Source organism: Labrys miyagiensis (genome assembly GCF_030160835.1).
Taxonomy (GTDB): Bacteria; Pseudomonadota; Alphaproteobacteria; order Rhizobiales; family Labraceae; genus Labrys; species Labrys miyagiensis.
Window position 1 is genome coordinate 44,450 of sequence record NZ_BSPC01000008.1, and the last position, 17,632, is coordinate 62,081.

Consider the following 17,632-nt stretch of genomic DNA (forward strand, 5'->3'; position numbering starts at 1 on the left):
CGTCTCCTTGTATCGCTCACGCGGCTTCAGAAGCGGAGGCGGCCGATATCACCGCCTCGGTGGTAAGGCCGGCGCCGGCGAGTTCCGCGATGATCCTGCCTCGGTTGAACACCAGGGCGCGGTGGCAGATATGGGCGATCTCCTCGAAATCGGTGGAGACCACGATGACGGCGAGCCCCTGTTCAAGGGCGCGGGCGATAAGGCGGTAGATGTCTGCCTTGGCACCGACATCGACCCCGGCGGTCGGGTCCTCTGCCACGAGAAGGCGGCGCCCGGTGGCGAGCCAACGCCCGACCACGACTTTCTGCTGGTTGCCACCCGACAGTCCTTCGATCGGCAGATCCGGATCATTGGGCCGCAACCCGACCGACTCGCCAAGTTGAACAGCATTGCGCGCCTCTGCCGAAGGAGAGAGCGGCGAGAACAGGCCCCGCCCTGCCGCACCGGGATTGAGGAAGGCATTTTCCCGAATGCTGAGCGCTGGTGCGAGCGACTCTTCCATGCGATCTCGGGCGACAAGTCCGATGCCCGCCTTGAGCGCCGCCCTGGGCGAGGAAAGGTCCGGGCTCCCGCCGTCGAGCGTGATCTTGCCGCGGTGGGGCGCTGCCCCAAACAAAGTGCGGCCAATTTCCTCCTGGCCCGCTCCGCGCAATCCGACGAGGCCGAGAAGCTCGCCCTGGTGCACGTCGAAACTCACGGGGCCGGCGGCCGGCGTGACCACGTCGCGCAACACCACGCGGGCCGGTCCGGAGTGGTATTCGGCCTTGCGGAAGAGATCGAGCGTGGAGCGGCCGACGATGAGGCTGACGAGCTCATCAGGGGTGGTTTCCGCCACCGGCTTCTCGCCGACCTTGAGGCCGTCGCGCATCACCACCACGCGGTCGGCGATACGGAAGATCTCGTCGAGGCGATGGGAGACGTAGATCATGCCGACACCGCGCGAGCGCAGGCGGCGCACCGCCTCGAACAATCGCTCGACTTCATCGGCGGGAAGACTGGCGGTGGGCTCGTCGAGCACGAGAAAATCGCAATCCACCACCAAGGCGCGGGCAATGGCGACGAGCGATTTTTCCGTACGGCTGAGACTGTGGACCCGCATGGTCGGATCGATATCGCAGCCCACCAGTTTCAGTGCCGTCTCGGCGCGGCGCTCGGCCTGCCGCCAATCGATGACACCGGACCATCGACGTCCGGAAAAGCCTTGCGGCAGGCTCATATTCTCAGCCACTGTCATCCACTCGACCAGGCCGAGATCCTGATGAATGAAGGCAACGCTTTGGCGCGCGCCGCGGGCTTGGGCTCGATGGCGATAGGGCTCGCCGCCGATGGTGATGTGGCCGCTGTCGGCCCGGAAAATGCCACCCAAAATCTTGATGAGCGTGGATTTGCCGGCGCCGTTCTCCCCCAACAACGCAACGACCTCGCCGCGGGATACCTCGAGGCTCACGCCCTTAAGGGCACGTGTGCCTCCGAACGTCTTGACGACGTTCTCGAAGCGCAGAGCTCCCTCCCCTGCCATGACATTCCCCTCCCAGGTTGGGGCCATGAGGGCCCTCTTTGAACTGAACTTGGCGCTGCGCCGCTTGAAGATGTTATCGATAACATTTTGTCTTCCGGCAAGGCAGGCCTATCTTTCGTTTACCGACCTCGACGATTCACATGTCTGCTACTGTTCGCGAAAGCCCGAAAACTGCAGCATGATAGCGGCTGTGTCAGCCGGGCCGAGGCCGGCGGCCAACAAGGAGCGATGCAGCTCCGTTATCAGGCCCGTTAACGGCAGAGGCAGGCGCGCGCCGCTGGAAAACGCCTGCACGGCCTCAAGATCCTTCATCATGTTGTCGATGCGCCCGGTCGGCGAATAGTCGCGGCGAGCCATTTTGGGGCCGAATTCCTGCAGAATGCTGCTGTCGGCCCGCCCGCCCTTCAAGGCTTCGGCGAGACGGGTGGCATCCACACCACCCGCTTCCGCCAGTCGAACCGCCTCGGCCACCGCCTGAAAACCGATGGCGCAGAGTATCTGGTTGACCAGCTTGGTGGTCTGCCCCGCTCCGCTTGGCCCCATATGGGTGTAATTGGCACAAAGGCTGTCCATCACGGACCGAGCCCGCTGCACGTCTTCCGGCGCTCCGCCGGCCATCACGGTGAGTCTCCCCGCCAGCGCTCCCGGCGCTCCGCCTGACAACGGTGCATCGACCCAGCGCATGCCTGTGCTCGAGGCCAGGTCCCCTGCGAACAAACGGGTCGAGACCGGATCGATCGAGGACATATCGATCAATAATCCCTCGGCATCTGCTCCCTCCGCGATGCCGCCTACCCCGAATACGGCAGCGTGGACAATGGCGGCCGAGTTCAGGCTGGTGATGACGAAGCTGCTCGCCCTCGCCGCCTCAGCCGCGCTTTGCGCTGCCTTGCCACCCTTTGCGACAACAGCCGCAACCTTGACCGGCTCGAGATCGAACACCGTCACATGATGTCCGCTTGCCAGCAACCGCGTGGCGATGGCGGAGCCCATGATTCCCGCTCCGACAATGGAGACAGCAGGCCTGTCGTGTACGCTCATCGGCTGGTCTCCTGTCCGGTGCCCTCATCCGTGCCGCGTTTGCAAAGTGCAATCCAGGCCAGACCTGCAATCTCTTCGACACCACGCGTGACCGCCAGCCTCAGGACATCCTTTTCGTCCGCTGAGGGATTCTCCAGGGTCGCGAACTGGCTCTCGATCAAACTGGCGGGCATGAAGTGATCCTTGCGCATGGCGAGACGCGTATGCACCGTCTCAGGCTCGATATCGAGGAAGACGAAGGCCACAGTACGTCCCGCTCCCGCACGAATGCGGTCGCGATATGCGCGCTTCAAGGATGAGCACGCGATCACGATGCCGCGTGGATAGGTGACCGTATCGGCCAGATGCGTCCCGACGCGTGACAGCCACGGCCAGCGGTCGTCGTCGGTCAACGGCAGACCAGCAGCCATCCGGGCTATGCTTTCTGGTGCATGGAGACTGTCTGCATCGACAAACGGGATCGCGAGGCTCGCCGCCAGGGCCGCGCCGACACTCGATTTCCCGGAACCACTCACGCCCATCACAACGATCGCCCTGCGCATGGTCACAGGCTCGCCGTAATGCCGCCGTCGACGTAGAGAATATGGCCGTTGACGAAGCTGGATGCCTCGGACGCCAGAAAGATCGCCGCCCCGGCCAGTTCATGCACCTCGCCCCAGCGGCCGGCCGGAGTACGCTTTTCCAGCCATCCGGAAAAGGCGGTGTCGGCGACCAGCGCGGCATTGAGCTCGGTCTTGAAATAACCAGGCCCGATGGCATTGATCTGAAGTCCGTGACGCGCCCAGTCGGTTGCCATGCCCTTGGTCAGCATCTTGATGGCCCCCTTGGTAGCGGTATAGGGCGCGATTCCCGGCCGCGCCAATTCGCTCTGCACCGAACAGATGTTGATGATCTTGCCGCGGCCGCGCGGAATCATCCGTCGTGCAACCGCCTGCCCCATCAGGAAGGCGCTGTCGATATTGGTAGCGCAGAGACGCCGCCAGGCCTCGAGCGGAAACTCTTCCAAGGGAGCACGATGCTGAATGCCGGCATTGTTGATGAGAATGTCGATCGGGCCGGACGTATCTTCGATGTCGCCTACGCCCAGCGCCACGGCGTCCGGATCAGTGACGTCGAAAGCCGCCGACACGGCGTCGTAGCCCTTGGCGGCCAGGACTGATCGGGCTACTTCCAGACGATCGGGATCGCGGGCATTGAGAACGATCGCTGCGCCGGCAGACGCCAACGCCTCGGCGACGGCAAAGCCGATGCCTTTGCTGGAACCGGTAATGAGCGCCCTACGCCCGCTGAGATCGAACAACGCCACGAAAACCTCCCTTTAGGTACCTCATAGCGGCCGAGATACCTGACACTCGAAGTGTTGGAAATGATATCGATAACAATTTTATTGTCAACACAATCGTGTCCTGGAGGTAAATCTTTCTAATTCCTGCCGGATTTCGTACCATCGGCCACATAGGCGGCTTGTGTTGAGCGAAATATATGATATCGATAACACAAGAATCATCAGGAGAGACGCCCGTGAATGTCAGCGGCCCCGTATCGGCACCGCAATCTTATTTCTCGATGCCCCACGTCTTGATGCTCGGCCCCTATCCCGACTGGGATATGCTGCCGATGGAAGCCTCCTATCGCCTGCACAAATTATGGGAGCAAGAGGGGAGCGACACGCTCGCCGAGAACCGCAATTCTGTCCGTGCCATTGCAACGCGCGGCGAACTCGGGGCCAACAAGGCCCTGATCGACGCGCTGCCCAATCTTGAGATCATTGCTTGCTACGGCGTCGGCACCGATGCCATCGACCTTCCGACGGCCCGCGAGCGCCGCATCCGGGTGACCAACACCCCCGATGTCCTGACCGGCGACGTCGCCGATATTGCCGTCGGCCTGGCGTTGGCGACCATGCGGCGCCTTCCGGCGGGGGACGCCCATGTCCGCTCCGGTGCTTGGGCACAGGGAAACATGGGGCTGGTTACGCGGTTTCATGGCAAGAAAGTCGGCATTGTCGGATTCGGGCGTATCGGCTCGACCATCGCCCGGCGCGTCTCCGGCTTCGATGTCGAGATCGGCTACTTTGACCGATCGGCCCGGTCGGATGCGCCGCACCTTTTCTTCCCCGATATTCTCGCACTTGCTGCCTGGTCGGACGTCCTGATCGTAACCCTGGCCGGCGGCGCATCGACTCACAAGCTCGTCGGCGCCGAGGTTTTCCGGGCGCTCGGGCCAAAGGGCTTTCTCGTCAACGTTTCTCGTGGCTCCACGATCGATGAGCCGGCACTGCTCGACGCGCTGGAAAGCAAGATCATCGCCGGCGCCGGGCTCGACGTATTCTGGAACGAACCATCGATAGATCCGCGTTTTGCCGCGATCGATACCGTCGTGCTCCAGCCCCACCACGCCAGCGGCACGGTGGAAACCAGGCAGGCGATGGGCCAGCTCGTCCGCGACAATCTTGCGGCCCATTTTGCCGGCCGGCCCCTCCTCACTCCGGTCGCCTGAGAGGTCGTCATGCGCGCTCTTGTAATTCACGCTGCCAGGGATCTTCGCGTGGAAGACCGTGATCCCGGTCGCCTTGGCGCAGGACAGGTCATGGTGCGGGTCAAGGCCGGCGGCATCTGCGGTTCGGACCTGCATTATTTCAACCATGGTGGTTTCGGCGTCATAAAGCTGCAGGAGCCCATGATCCTCGGTCACGAGGTTGCCGGCGAAATCATCGAGATCGCATCGGATGTCAGCTCGCTCAGCCTGGGGGATCAGGTCGCCGTCAATCCCAGCAGGCCATGCGCTCATTGCCGCTATTGCCTGCAAGGATTGCCCAACCAGTGCGTAGATATGCGCTTTTATGGCAGTGCCATGCGCATGCCCCACGTACAGGGCGCCTTCCGCGAGCTGCTCGTCTGCGACGCGGTGCAATGCGAGGCGGCGATGAACGCCACCGCGGCCCAACTCGCCCTGGTCGAGCCTTTCGCGGTTGCGCTCCACGCCATTTCACGCGCCGGGCCTCTGCTGGGCCAGCGGATCCTGATAACGGGCTGCGGGCCGATCGGCGCCCTGGTCGTGGCTGCCGCACGTTTTCATGGAGCAGCCGAGATCATCGTGACGGATGTCGTAGACGAGCCGCTGGCTATCGCGCGCACGCTGGGCGCCGACTGCACCATCAATGTGGCGACAGAGCCGGAAACGCTCGCGGCGCTCGCGGCGGACAAAGGCAGTGTCGGTGTGATGTTCGAATGTTCCGGCAATGAGCGGGCCTTGCGTGCCGGGCTCGACGTCATGCAGCCACGCGGCATCGTCGTTCAGCTTGGACTCGGCGGTGACGTATCCCTCCCGCAGAATCTCGTCGTCGCTAAGGAGATTTCAATCATGGGCTCCTTCCGCTTTCATGCGGAATTTGCTTTGGCCGTACGGCTCATTGATGAGCGCAAGGTTGATCTCCAGCCACTCCTTGCCACGAGCTTTGGGCTGGAGGAGGCAAAGCAAGCCTTCGAAATGGCGAATGACCGGCGACAGGCAATGAAGGTGCAGCTGGTTTTCTGAACAGATGTGATGAGGCGGCAATCTCGCGTTTGGACCTCCAATGGCTTCAGCCAGTTCTGTCGCCGATTTCAAAGTGACCCGAGAATGTCGACGTCGAATGACTGTGGAACGGAGCGGCGACATGGGCGCCTCGAAATTTCCCAAGGCACCCTTTCCGCTTAGAACCTCATAACGACAAACTTGATCTGCGTATAAGCATCCACGGACTCTCCGCCATATTCCCTGCCAAGACCGGATTGTTTGTAACCGCCGAACGGAAAAATCGGATCGAATTCGAAGAACGGGCGCTGTCGGCGCAACTGCAGGCTGGTTCCAGCAAGTGCAAGAAGGCCAAACCGAACCTTGGTTCAGGCTGCGATGGCTCGCCACTCTGCCAAGGCGGCCGAGCGTCTCTGCTTGTAGGTTTCTCGGCTGACGAGGTGGCGCTCCGAATTGAAGTGGTTGTGGATCTGGCTATGGACCGCGACAAATTTCTGGAGACTCTTTGTCTTCCGGAATAGGAGCATCGCCGCCTCTCGCCGTCGAAATGGTTGGTGAGAATTCTCGGCCCGGTTGTTCTTCCAGCGGCCGATTTGCCGGCGCTCGAGGTTGCCGATTTCCCGCGCAAGCCGTCGGTGACGATGACCTCAGGACGACCATAGCGCTTCATGGCTTTCTTAAGGAATTTCAACGCTTGGGTCTTGTCCCGGGTCTTGCTGACGAAGAACTCCAACACCTCGCCCTCGTGATCGACGGCCCGCCAAAGATAGGGGAGCTCGCCGTTGACCTTCACGAAAGCCTCATCGATATGCCAGCGTTCACAGCTTAAGTTGCCATCCCTCATCCGCCTCTTGCGGATGGCACCGGCGAACAGCAGGCCGAAGCGGTTCCACCAAAATCTCACCGTCACATGGCAGATGTCGATGCCGCGCTCATGCAGCAGGTCCTCAACATTCCTCAAAGACAAGGGGTAACGCACGTATATCATCACGGCCAGGCGGATCACCTCCGGCGACGAATTGAAATAGCGAAACAGATTGGGTTTGGGGCGCGCCATCCTCGCTCCCTACCCTTCCGGGCCAGCCTCGGGCAATTTACTCTGACACAGCCCACAATTTCCTTCCTCGTCATGGCCTGTTTCTGATTTGGGAGACGACCTGTTTTGAGGGTGAAGATCGGGAGGGTTGGATGGAACGCTTCCGTCAGATCCGCCCACAATGGCCAGCGATCAACGATGAAGAATTCGCTTCTTTTGATAGTCATCATCGTGCCTCGGACTATCCCGAGACGTCAGCGACATGGAGCGGAATGGGTCTTGACGCAGGCTTCGATCGAGCCGACGAGTTGATGACGGCGCCAAACAAGTTGGCCCGCGTCTATCGCTTCCGCCACCTCTGAGCTGGGCGCGTCGGGCTCGCATGTGGGGGCTCAGAATTAAATGCGGTATGTGAGAGCCATTAACGTCGTTATGCGAATCCCCTGCCAGGCTCGTCTTTGGCACCGCACACGACTACTGGCTCAGGCATCGGCCGATCGCCCAATTCGTTCGAAAACAGCCAAATCTCGCGGATCGCCTCCAGGAGACGGCGCAAGGGCTGAAGCCATATCAGCGAGTAGGGATTATTGCTGCAGCCGACCACTGGGGCGCGCTTTGCCTGTTCGGCAACGTAGCGAGCGATGTAGCTATCAAGAGTGGCGCGGAACTCCTCCTCGCGAGAGCACGCTTCGTTTGCTGGTCGCGCCGTCGGATCCGCAACATCGGCAAACGGCCTTTCAAATGCAATCGCCGACATGATCGCTCCTCCTTATTCTGTCGAAAGAAGATGAGCGACTCGTGGCCCGATGTCTTAAAGCGAGCCCTAATGGTTCCGAAAAGGTGCGAAAAGTTGTAAATTACCGCTATGGTTGAGCAGCGGTTGGCTTTTGGTCCCTTTGTTCTCCGTCCTGGGGCGGGAACCCTTTTGCGCCATGGTGAGCCGGTGCCAATCGGCTATCGCGCGTTTCTTCTGCTGAAAGCCCTTTTGAGCCGCCCAGGCGAAGTGCTCACCAAGTCCGCTCTCATAGATGCCGCCTGGCAAGGTTCCGCCGTCGAGGAGACGAACCTCTCGGTTCAGATCGCATCGCTCAGGAAGCATCTCGGGACGTCGCCCGATGGTTCAGAGTGGATCACGACGATACCACGGGTGGGGTACCGCTTCGTGGGCTCTGTCGAAGGCAACACGGATATCGAGCGCAGGAACGCGGTCGCGTCTTCAATCATGGAAGCTGGAAACGGGCCCTCATTGGCAGTCCTCCCCTTTGTCAATCTCAGCGACGATCGGGAACAGGAATATTTCGCTGACGGAATGGTCGAAGACATCATCGCAGGGCTCTCCAGGCTCCGCTGGCTTTCCGTCATCGCCCGCAATTCTACCTTCACATACAAGGGCGATACTCCAGATGTGCGCCAGGTCGCAGCCGACCTCGGTGTGCGCTATGTCCTGGAGGGCAGCGTGCGCAAGGCTGGCGACCGTCTCCGCGTCTCGAGCCAGTTGATCGATGCGAGCACTGGCACTCATGTTTGGGCAGATCGTTACGACCGAGCGGCAACCGACATATTCGCGGTGCAGGACGAGATCACCGAGAACGTCGTAGCTTCGATCGAACCCCAGCTATACGCAGCGGAGAACCGGCGCTTCCAAAACAAGCCGCCCGAGAGCATCGATGCGTGGGCCTATGTGATGCGTGCGATGCCTCAACTCTGGACCTGGGGGGAAAGGGAAATCGAGACGGCGCTGACCAATCTCAAACAGGCGATCGCAATTGATCCGGACTACGCCCGAGCTCGTAGCTTGCTGGCTTGGGCATACATCACGGGGGCCCATATGGGCTGGGTACCCCACGCGGATGGCGTTGGTCTCGCCTTGGAGTCGGCCCGCCGCTCGGTGGAACGCGACGGTGAGGATCCATGGGGGCACTTGGCGCTTGGCTTTGTACACATGCTATCGCGGCGATCCAGAGCCGCCGTCAATGAGCTGGAAGAGGCCGTCTGGCTAAACCCTAATTTCGCCCTGGGATATCTCGTGCTCGGTGCGGCTCATGGATTTGCAGGCGCCGGCGACGAGGGACTTCAGCATCTTGCCAAGGCAATGCGGCTCAGTCCGCGCGACCCTCACCAATCGCTTCATCAGTCCGCGAGTGCGCTTTGCTACTTCGTGACCGGACGGTACGAGAAAAGCATCGTTCAAAACCGGCGCGCGGTACAGCTTCGACCACGGTTCACATCGGCGTGGCGGACGCTCGCGGCGGCCGCCGGCAAAACCGGCGATGCTGACACCGCTACGGCGGCGCTCGCCGAAGCAAAACGGCTCCAGCCTGAGCTCTCTGCCGATTGGGTTGAGAAGTACCATCCGCTCGTCCGTCCGGAGGACCGGGCCATCTATATCGAAGGACTTCGCAAAGCCGGCCTGGGATGAGGCGAAGCGTCAATAGCTGCCCATTCCGAATTCGCAGCACTCATTGAACGAGGGCCGCCTGCCTCGGTTTATCTTGCCGCGATTTCGCGCAGAAGCTTTTGCCGGATGGCTCGTGCAAAATCATGGGCAATATTGATTATGACCAAGAAAGCGTCTGGTCCGCCGATAACATGGTCGCGGTAGTAACATCGGCCGCCTGGCCGTTCGGGTCGTATAAATCGATGCGGAGTCGGTTCAACGCCAGCCCATTCATCGTGATGCCTTGTTCCACGGTCTGATCTCTGACCGGCTCAGGCGGACTGCTTGAGTTATTGGGCCTGTCTCCTGAAATATCGGTCACGAGAAAATATGATCTGACGGCGCCAATCCTCACGAATAAGATTGCGCAAATACCCTCCGGGTTACCGGGATTTCTTACAAGACCTCTTTCAGACACTTCGGATTTCCTGTCTGGACTTGTGCACGTAAAAAGCGCACGCTTAATGATATGCAAGTTGGGGTAATCAAACACAGGAGCCGAAAATGTCCGCAAGCAGCACTTTTCTGGTCGCGAGTCTCTTTGTTATTTCCGCTCTGAGTGCACCTGCGATAGCGGCGGATGAGCCAAAACTCCAGCCGCTCAAGTTCTCCAAAGACTGCAGCAATTACTCCGGCGAGACCCCTAGCTTTTGTACGATTGTTGAATCAACCTTGAAAGAGATACCAGTTGGCACAAAAGTTCTTTACTACGGCCCCGTAACCAACAGCCCCCTCTTTACCAGTAGTTCCGTTGTTCTCGCAGTAGCGCCAGGTGATTCCACGATAGGATATTGCATCGTCTATGACACCGCGACTCCGCCCACCGGACACTGCGCATTCTCGGCCGGAAGTGGGTCGTTGGCAGGTTTCCAGGCTATCCTCAACGTTACGGTCGACGACAAGAAGATCTGGCATTGGGAGGGCGGCTATATTCTTGGAGCAGCACCCAAGTAGGGGCAGAACAAGAGCAGTTCGAAATCGCGCGCTGAACAGTAAAGTGCCCCCGATTTTAGGCCAGCGGGTGCTGGAATTTTCCAAGGTTAGGGCTCATCCCGGCGGCGCCGCCGGAGAGCTGTTCGCGGAGCGCAGCGCTAGATCCCGACGCGAGTGGAAGGTCGCGGCAAATGCGGCCGGCGTCGTCCAGCCGAGCTTCGAGTGCGGGCGCCTGATTTAGCGCCCAACTTTTGGGACTATATTGCAATGGCTACTGAGGAAGACCTCCCGAGGGTGTTGTCAGACTAACCCTAAGTTGTCTCTGCCAGATGCACGGAGGTCAAACCGAGGCTCGGTTTAGGCCGCGACGGTCCGCCCTTCGGCCAGGGCGGCCGAGCGTCTCTGTTTGTATATTTGTCGGCTGACGAGGTGGCGCTCCGAATAAAAATGATTGTGGATCTGGCCGTGGACGACGACGAATTTCTGAAGCGTCGTCGTCCTGCGGAATTTGAGCATCGCCGCTTCTCGTCGTCGAAACGGTTGATGGGAATTCTCGGCCCGATTGTTCCGCCAGCGACCGATTTCGCGGCGTTTGAGGTCGCCGATCTCCCGCATGGCCGCGCCGTAGGAGTGCAAGCCGTCGGTGACGATGAATTCAGGACGGACTTAGCGCTTCATCGCTTTCTTGAGGAATTTCAAGGCACCGGCCTTGTCCCGCGTCTTGCTGACGCAGAACTCCAAGACCTCGCCTTCGTGATCGACGGCCCGCCAAAGATAGTGGGGCTTACCGTTGACCTTCACGAAAACCTCATCGACGTGCCATCGCCAGCGGCTGAAGTTTCCAGCCCTCACCCGCCTTTTGCGGATTTCGCCAGCGAACAACGGGCCAAAGCGGTCCCACCAAAATCTCACCGTGTCATGGCAGATGTCGATGCCCCGTTCATGCAGCAGGTCCTCCACATTCCTCAATGACAACGGGTAGCGAACGTACATCATTATCGCGAGGCGGATCACGTCTGGCGACGAATTGAAATAGCGAAACGGATTGAGTTTGGCGCGCGCCATCCCCGCTCCCTACCCTACGCCGCCACCTCGGCAATTTTGCTCTGACAGGGCCATCACGCCTTTAACTCGGGGCACCAACGCCATTTTTATGTTGACTGGATTGCAGAGAGCTTCCAATCGGCCCCGGCTCTTCGAGCGAATGTCCATACTTCGGTGGCTTCCGTGGCATTCTTCGTGTCGCCCTCGACTACTTTCCCACTCGCACGATCGAGTGTTGCATCGACGCTCGAATAACGCATCGCGAGAGTCGCGTACTCAGTGTTATCTTCTCGCCACGCTTCGGCGAGGTTGCCTTGCAGAAGGCGGACATCGGAAACGCTGTTGCGCACCCCGCGAGTCGCGTTTTCACCCAGCTCTTCCGCCAGATATGACATAGCCTCGGGCGTTGTTCGGCTTCGAAGCGCCGCATAATCCTCTCGGCCATAGGCAGACTGGATTTCATCCAGGAGTCTTTCGAAAGTATCGAAATCATCCCGAGCTAGCCCGATCTCATCGATGCCGCGCGGTGGAGCAGAGGCCGCCTGCCTTGCCGGAGCCGGGGAGGAGCCCAAGCCCGCCAACCCATTGAACACGCCTTGCCCATTGGGTGCGGAAGCTGAGGAAGCCTGTCCTTGGCGCCCCCGGATAAAGCGCATCACCAGCATTATCGCTCCGACGATGATTCCGATTTGCAGCAGCATACCCAGGATGCCCGCTCCTCCGCCGAAACCATACCCGAGAAGCGCCCCTACCAAGCCGCCCACCAACAGCCCTCCAACGAGCGAACCGCCGAAATTGCTAAAAATGCCGGGGCGTGGCGCAGTGCCCTGCGGTTGGTTCGGGGTCGTCTGGTTGATTTGAGGCTGCGGCGTCATCGACCGCTGGATGGGAGCAGCAGGCGTGGGGGCCACCGTTGTCGTTGGTGGGGCTTGAAAGGTCCGTGTTCCGCGGCTACCGAAGCCACCCCCGGAGGCACGCCGGGCATCGGCATGCTCGGCCCCTGCAAACAACGCCAGCAGCAAAATTGCCAAGACTGAAACAAATTGCCGACAATCGAAGGCACTCAAGCGCATCGACAGCATCTCCCGCGCACATACGCGCACCACTGGCATATGGGGATGACACCTCCACAAGTCGAGCCCAGGCCAGGATAGCGGCAGAGCGTGTCACGACACACGTCATTCGCCACTCTCGCAACGGCGTCCTACTCTTGGGCGTCATAGCATCTCTAGGAAAGTGACGCGTCGCGATAGCGAAGGCCGACGCAGATACGTGTGTCCGATCCTATGGGCGGCGTGGTTGCGGGGCAGGATAGAGCCATGCGACTTCCGTCACCTATCGGAAGTCGCATAACGTCCCCTGTCCGGTTTACCCCAGAAACTCAGCGTTCTCGCGGAGTTCGATCAGCGTCGGGCCGTCTGGGGCAAAGGCGGCAGTGGTAGCCGTCTCAGGCTCTGCGAAACGATTGGGGCGTGCCGTGTGGCACCCATAAGCCGCAGCGAGCTTGAACCGCGCCGGGTTTGCCGGAGGCAGTTTCGTTTGAGTCACGCCGCTTCGGCGAACTCGGCTTCTTGCGCCCAGTAGAGCGCTTCAGCCTCGGCCGGCGGGATATTCCCGATCGGCTCGAGTAGCCTTCGATTATTGAACCAGTCGACCCATTCCAATGTCGCCATCTCAACCTCGCTCATGGTGCGCCGTGAGGAGCGTCGATGGATCACCTCGGCCTTGTAAAGACCATTAATGGTCTCCGCCATGGCATTGTCGTAGCTGTCGCCGACGCTGCCGACCGAAGGCTCGACGCCGGCCTCCTTCAATCGATCGGTATATTTTATCGAGACATACTGCACGCCCCGATCGGAATGATGGACGAGCCCTGCTTGCTTGAGAGGCCTGCGGGCATGCAGGGCTTGCTCCAGGGCATCCAGCACGAAGGTGGACTGCATGGAGGTGGAGGCCTTCCAGCCGACAATGCGGCGGGCAAAGGCATCGATCACAAAGGCCACGTAAACGAAGCCCGACCAGGTCGAGACATAGGTAAAATCCGGCAGCCACAAGGCATTGGGACGCTTCGCCGTGAAGTTGCGATTGACCTTGTCCTGCGGGCAAGGTGTTGCCGGCGAACTCACCGTCGTCTTGACCCCCTTGCCTCGAATAACCCCTTGCAAGCCCATGCGTTTCATCAAGCGGCCGACCGTGCAGCGCGCCACCTGACGCCCCTCCCGGCCCAGTTGGTGCCAGATCTTGCGCACGCCGTAGACCGACAGGTTTTCGTGATGAACCCGCTCGATCTCATCGCAAAGCCTGTCATCCCGCCGATCACGCTCCGGCCGGCGAGCCGGATCGGCTTGGCGGGCCGCATGCTCCCAATAGGTGGAAGGGGCGATCGGCAACACCTTGCAAATCGGCTCGACCCCATACTCCGAGCGATGCTCATCGATGAACGCCTTCATGGCTTGAACCGGCGGTCGAACTCCCCTTGCCCGACAGGCGCATGCTTGCATGCGCCGAAAGGGGCCTGGGCAAAATACGCCGATGCCTTGCGCAGGATCTCGTTCGCCTGGCGAAGCTCGCGGTTCTCCCGCTCAAGCTCCCGGATCCGCGATTGTTCCGTGCTCGTCGGGCCGGGGCGAACCCCGTCGTCCCGCTCTGCCTACCCTATGCCGCCACCTTGGGCAATTTGCTCTGACACAGCCCCTTCCGCCTATAGTTGGACGTCGGCAAAGATCGCTTCGATCTGTGCCGCTTCTACATCCGTCAGAGCGGCGAACTCTTTTTCACGGGCGCGCTTGGAAAGCACACCACCATTCTGCCGGAGGAACCGAAACAGAAGGTCGAGCAGCCTGTCCGGCATGTCCGCAATCGCGGACACGCGCGCCTTGAACTGATCGTACGCTCTCAGAAACGCGGTTTCGGCCGGCAGATCGACATCGATTGTCCGCGCCACGCATGAAAACAGAAACTCAGCATGCTGCGTCGCGTCGAAATATCTGTAAAAATCAGCCGTATCATTCAACACCACGACATTGTTGCGGTCGGTTGGCTGCCACCGGATAAGCGGCAACAGGCGTTGCGAATAGCTCTCCAGCATTCGGCGGTATTCGTCGATGCGGTCGAGAATGACGGCAGAGACGGGAAATACCACTCCCGGCGGATTGAACCCCCGCTCCGCCAACACATGGTGGATCAGAAAACGATGCAGACGGCCGTTTCCGTCCTCAAACGGATGAATATAGACAAAGCCAAAGGCCAGCATCGCCGCCGCCAGCACGGGATCGAGTGCGCGCGCGGCGGTGCGGTCGAAGACAATCAACCCTTCCACGAGATCCGCCAGATCTTCATGGCGCGCGCTGATATGGTCGGGTATGGGCGCGCCCGTGCCCCTGTCGTGCTCGCCGACAAACCCGCCTTCAGTGCGCAGGCCAAGATGAACGAAGCGCGCGTCGCCGATCACGATCCGTTGCAGGCGGAGTAATTCCTCTCGGTCGATCGGACGCCGTCCGGCTTCGACAATGGCTTGCCCCCATCGCTGGATACGCTCCTGCGGCGGGTCTTCCCCTTCGATCTGGAAGCTGGAGCGCGAGTCTTTCAGCAACAAAAAGGCGGCAGTCCGGGCCAGCAGGTCGGCGGGCACGTCGGCGACAAGCGCCCGCGCCTGGTCCGCGAGATTGCGCGCAACGAAACCTTCAAGCGTCGGCGTCCTGAAGATCATCGGGCAGAAGGCGGGCGTGCCGGGCAGATTGTTTTTGACGCGGTGGCGCGTTGAGTTGGTGCCATCCGCCGCCCATTGCTGGTCGGGATCGACGACAAGCGCATAGGCACCGGCCGTCGCGTCCGGAAGATCGAGACTCGCCTGCAAGAGCCACTCATACAAGAACCAGACGCGGCGAGCGAACCTCCCGGTCGGAGCCGCATGCACCATGGCGGCGATCGGCTCTGGTCCTGTCTGGCGGAACAAAGCTTTCAAAGCACACAGATCGAGCCCTTCGTAACGAAGTGCGAAAGTCAGATGGCCAGTGAGGCTATCGTCGGGACGGTGGCGTGGTGTATAAATCCGCCAATTGTCGGCCTCATAGATTTTGTACCGCTGGCCTATGGCGGCGAGCGTCAGCGGCACGGGAACGGCCAGGTCGTAAGCGTCGATCAGCGCGGCATAGCCCACCGGCTGCGCCTCTTCAGGCAGCCGCCGGTCATGAAAAACGGTAACAGCTCCTGAAAATCGATTCCGGGGAGCGTCGGTCATGAATTTCAATACCTATAGTCGAATAACAATACTAAAACCCATACTGCCATGAAAATCGATAACTTTCCATGAAAATCGATAACAATTCCGCCTAATCCATGAATTTCGATAACACGGCCAGACGATCGGCGGATGATCTGCACCCATTGACGGGCGTACCAATGCCGATCCGACCGTCGCTCATCGGCCGCCCATCATGATGGCCGGCAGGGCATTGTCACGGGAACCCAAGTGAGGCGCACGTTCAGTCAGCGGACGTTAGGCTCAGGCGGCCGCGGCTGCAGTCTGCCACTGTTGGTCGGCCTCGACACGTAAGCGCCGCAGCGTGGCACGAGAGACCAGATGACGCTGGAGGTTAAAGGTGTTGTAGACGGCGGCGTGGATCGAGAGGAAGCGTTGGGCGGACCCGGGTGACTTGAACCTCTGCATCTTCCGCTCTCGCCGCCGCACGACTTGATGCGAGTTTTCCGCCCGGTTGTTCTTGCGTAGACCCAGCTCATGATGCCCCGAAAGGCCCAGTTCCCTGTGTGCGGCTCCGTAGGAGGCAAGCTTGTCAGTCACAAGCATTTTGGGAGCAAAGCCCTGTTTCTTCAGGAGCTTGCGCATAAGCTTCAAGGCAGCAACCTTGTCCCGCGTCGATTGCACCAGCACGTCGAGGATCTCGCCTTCGCAGTCGACGGCTCGCCACAAGAACAAGCGTCGGCCCTGAATTGAGACAACCATTTCGTCCAGGTGCCATGTGGCCGAAGGCTGGGGCCGTAGTTGACGCAGGTTCCGAGCAAAGGCGGGCCCGAACTTGAGTACCCACCTTCGGATTGTCTCGTAGGAGACTTCGAGACCGCGCTCGGCCAGCAGCTCCTCGACATCTCGATAGCTCAAGGTGAAGCGCAGATAGAGCCACACACCATGACGAATGATCTCGGGCGGGAATTGGTGACGAGCGTAGGAAATCGGCTGCATGCCCCTTGCCCTATCGCAGCACGCCGCACAGCGTCAAAGGTCCCGTGACAATGCCTCGGCGAACACCCAGAAGATCTCGCCTTCGGTCGACTATCTTCCCATCTTTCACCTGTGCCGCGGCGCCTGCTATCCTTGCGGTTCCATTCCGGGAGCCGCCTTCATGTCGCTCGCCACCGCCATCCTCTTCGGCAAGATCACCAAGAGTGTTGCGACGCTGCTCGCAATCGCCAACGGCAAGGACCTGGGCGACCGCCGCCTCGGTCCTTGGCCATATACTGGTGCGCACGCACAATGGTGCGATCCAGCATTCTCCTTTGTCGTGGTCAGTATGTGAATTGGCAGTTGAATTGGATGCCGATCGGGACGCGAGGGCTCTGCTGTTGGTACGGATGCTGTGGTTAATTTATGACGCCGATTAACACGTAGGAATACCCGATAGAGGTCCGTGGGTGACAGTGTGGAAGTCCAAGGATACGGGCCGAACACTGTGGGAGGCTCGGCTCACCTTGACCAGGTGCAGAACGGATTGCGAAGCTAGTCCCGTTCTTGAACGATCGCGAGACCGATGAGCTTATATCGAATTGTCCATACGACGACGTACCGCTACAGGCGTCCGGTTACTTTTGCCGAACATCGCTTGATGTTCAGACCGCGTGACAGCTTCGATCAGAAGCTGATTTCCTCCTCCTTGCAGGTCTGGCCGACCCAAAGCGCGATTCGATGGTCCCACGACGTCTTTGGGAACTGCGTGGCTGAGGTGTCCTTTTCCGGCGCCGCCCAGGAATTGCGGTTCGAGGCAAGTCTTCTTGTCGACCATAGCCCCGACGCGGCGCCTGATTTCACTATTGATCAAGAAGCCCTTAGCTATCCCGTTCACTACTCGCCAGAAGAAGCGCCCGATTTAGC

At 60.1% G+C, this 17,632-nt stretch carries 17 protein-coding genes, 4 pseudogenes and 1 other annotated feature; of the genes and pseudogenes, 7 read left to right on the top strand and 14 right to left on the bottom strand.

Annotated features, from left to right (window positions below; translation table 11 throughout):
• Positions 1-16: 16 nt before the first annotated feature.
• The 4 genes from QQL24_RS05515 to QQL24_RS05530 form a co-directional block, all read right to left on the bottom strand.
• Positions 17-1,519 (bottom strand): sugar ABC transporter ATP-binding protein, encoded by a 1,503-nt coding sequence (locus QQL24_RS05515; RefSeq protein ID WP_284310920.1) that lies wholly within the window; start codon positions 1,517-1,519, stop codon positions 17-19.
• 147 nt (positions 1,520-1,666) lie between these two features.
• Positions 1,667-2,560 (bottom strand): NAD(P)-dependent oxidoreductase, encoded by an 894-nt coding sequence (locus QQL24_RS05520; protein ID WP_284310902.1) that lies wholly within the window; start codon positions 2,558-2,560, stop codon positions 1,667-1,669.
• Positions 2,557-3,102, bottom strand: coding sequence for a gluconokinase (locus tag QQL24_RS05525; RefSeq protein ID WP_284310903.1), 546 nt, complete (start codon positions 3,100-3,102; stop codon positions 2,557-2,559). Before QQL24_RS05525 ends, QQL24_RS05520 begins: the two co-directional genes overlap by 4 nt.
• 2 nt (positions 3,103-3,104) lie before the next feature.
• Positions 3,105-3,866 carry an SDR family oxidoreductase gene (locus tag QQL24_RS05530; RefSeq protein ID WP_284310904.1) on the bottom strand — a complete coding sequence of 254 codons (762 nt, stop codon included), beginning with the start codon at positions 3,864-3,866 and terminating at the stop codon, positions 3,105-3,107.
• Between the two features lie 260 nt (positions 3,867-4,126).
• On the opposite strand from QQL24_RS05530, the gene QQL24_RS05535 reads away from it, so the two are divergent.
• Both QQL24_RS05535 and QQL24_RS05540 read left to right on the top strand, forming a co-directional pair.
• On the top strand, positions 4,127-5,059 hold the full coding sequence (locus tag QQL24_RS05535; protein ID WP_284310921.1) for a 2-hydroxyacid dehydrogenase: 933 nt from the start codon (positions 4,127-4,129) through the stop codon (positions 5,057-5,059).
• Positions 5,060-5,068: 9 nt separating this feature from the next.
• Positions 5,069-6,097: an L-idonate 5-dehydrogenase gene (locus QQL24_RS05540; protein WP_284310905.1), complete on the top strand. Its 1,029-nt coding sequence runs from the start codon at positions 5,069-5,071 to the stop codon at positions 6,095-6,097.
• Between the two features lie 158 nt (positions 6,098-6,255).
• On the opposite strand, the gene QQL24_RS36415 is transcribed toward QQL24_RS05540, so the two are convergent.
• Both QQL24_RS36415 and QQL24_RS05550 read right to left on the bottom strand, forming a co-directional pair.
• On the bottom strand, positions 6,256-6,396 hold the full coding sequence (locus QQL24_RS36415; RefSeq protein WP_348536433.1) for an aldehyde dehydrogenase family protein: 141 nt from the start codon (positions 6,394-6,396) through the stop codon (positions 6,256-6,258).
• A gap of 326 nt (positions 6,397-6,722) precedes the next feature.
• A pseudogene (locus QQL24_RS05550) lies at positions 6,723-7,133 on the bottom strand (IS6 family transposase); the annotation flags it as partial.
• A 131-nt stretch (positions 7,134-7,264) separates the two neighbouring features.
• Here QQL24_RS05550 and QQL24_RS05555 point away from each other — a divergent pair.
• Positions 7,265-7,474: a hypothetical protein gene (locus QQL24_RS05555; protein ID WP_284310906.1), complete on the top strand. Its 210-nt coding sequence runs from the start codon at positions 7,265-7,267 to the stop codon at positions 7,472-7,474.
• Between the two features lie 68 nt (positions 7,475-7,542).
• Here the strand turns inward: QQL24_RS05555 and QQL24_RS05560 are convergent, their stop codons facing one another.
• On the bottom strand, positions 7,543-7,869 hold the full coding sequence (locus QQL24_RS05560) for a hypothetical protein (protein WP_284310907.1): 327 nt from the start codon (positions 7,867-7,869) through the stop codon (positions 7,543-7,545).
• 168 nt (positions 7,870-8,037) lie between these two features.
• Between QQL24_RS05560 and QQL24_RS05565 the strand changes: the two genes are divergently transcribed.
• Positions 8,038-9,531 (top strand): winged helix-turn-helix domain-containing tetratricopeptide repeat protein, encoded by a 1,494-nt coding sequence (locus QQL24_RS05565; RefSeq protein WP_284310908.1) that lies wholly within the window; start codon positions 8,038-8,040, stop codon positions 9,529-9,531.
• Between the two features lie 68 nt (positions 9,532-9,599).
• Here QQL24_RS05565 and QQL24_RS05570 read toward each other — a convergent pair whose 3' ends face one another.
• Together QQL24_RS05570 and QQL24_RS36540 are read right to left on the bottom strand one after the other, a co-directional pair.
• Positions 9,600-9,746: a DUF1194 domain-containing protein gene (locus QQL24_RS05570; protein WP_284310923.1), complete on the bottom strand. Its 147-nt coding sequence runs from the start codon at positions 9,744-9,746 to the stop codon at positions 9,600-9,602.
• 26 nt (positions 9,747-9,772) lie between these two features.
• Positions 9,773-10,042, bottom strand: a pseudogene (locus tag QQL24_RS36540) (hypothetical protein); the annotation flags it as partial.
• A gap of 11 nt (positions 10,043-10,053) precedes the next feature.
• On the opposite strand from QQL24_RS36540, the gene QQL24_RS05575 reads away from it, so the two are divergent.
• Positions 10,054-10,503, top strand: coding sequence for a hypothetical protein (locus QQL24_RS05575; RefSeq protein WP_284310909.1), 450 nt, complete (start codon positions 10,054-10,056; stop codon positions 10,501-10,503).
• 336 nt (positions 10,504-10,839) lie between these two features.
• On the opposite strand, the pseudogene QQL24_RS05580 reads toward QQL24_RS05575, so the two are convergent.
• From QQL24_RS05580 to QQL24_RS05600, 5 genes and pseudogenes are all read right to left on the bottom strand, one after another.
• A pseudogene (locus QQL24_RS05580) lies at positions 10,840-11,547 on the bottom strand (IS6 family transposase).
• Positions 11,548-11,633: 86 nt separating this feature from the next.
• The gene (locus QQL24_RS05585) at positions 11,634-12,599 is read right to left on the bottom strand and encodes a Tim44 domain-containing protein (protein ID WP_284310910.1); all 966 of its coding nucleotides are present in this window, start codon (positions 12,597-12,599) and stop codon (positions 11,634-11,636) included.
• Positions 12,600-13,070: 471 nt separating this feature from the next.
• A pseudogene (locus QQL24_RS05590) lies at positions 13,071-14,176 on the bottom strand (IS3 family transposase); the annotation flags it as partial.
• Positions 13,902-14,018: a sequence feature (AL1L pseudoknot), on the bottom strand. (Overlaps the previous pseudogene by 117 nt.)
• Before the next feature lie 51 nt (positions 14,177-14,227).
• Positions 14,228-15,766 (bottom strand): Fic family protein, encoded by a 1,539-nt coding sequence (locus tag QQL24_RS05595; protein ID WP_284310911.1) that lies wholly within the window; start codon positions 15,764-15,766, stop codon positions 14,228-14,230.
• 264 nt (positions 15,767-16,030) lie between these two features.
• Positions 16,031-16,726, bottom strand: a complete 696-nt coding sequence (locus QQL24_RS05600) for an IS6 family transposase (protein WP_284310912.1) — start codon at positions 16,724-16,726, stop codon at positions 16,031-16,033.
• A gap of 160 nt (positions 16,727-16,886) precedes the next feature.
• Here QQL24_RS05600 and QQL24_RS05605 point away from each other — a divergent pair, with 160 nt between their 5' ends.
• Together QQL24_RS05605 and QQL24_RS05610 are read left to right on the top strand one after the other, a co-directional pair.
• On the top strand, positions 16,887-17,060 hold the full coding sequence (locus tag QQL24_RS05605; RefSeq protein WP_284310913.1) for a hypothetical protein: 174 nt from the start codon (positions 16,887-16,889) through the stop codon (positions 17,058-17,060).
• Positions 17,061-17,291: 231 nt separating this feature from the next.
• Positions 17,292-17,632, top strand: a 341-nt coding sequence (locus QQL24_RS05610) for a transglutaminase N-terminal domain-containing protein (protein ID WP_284310914.1), incomplete at its 3' end; no start/stop codon positions are given.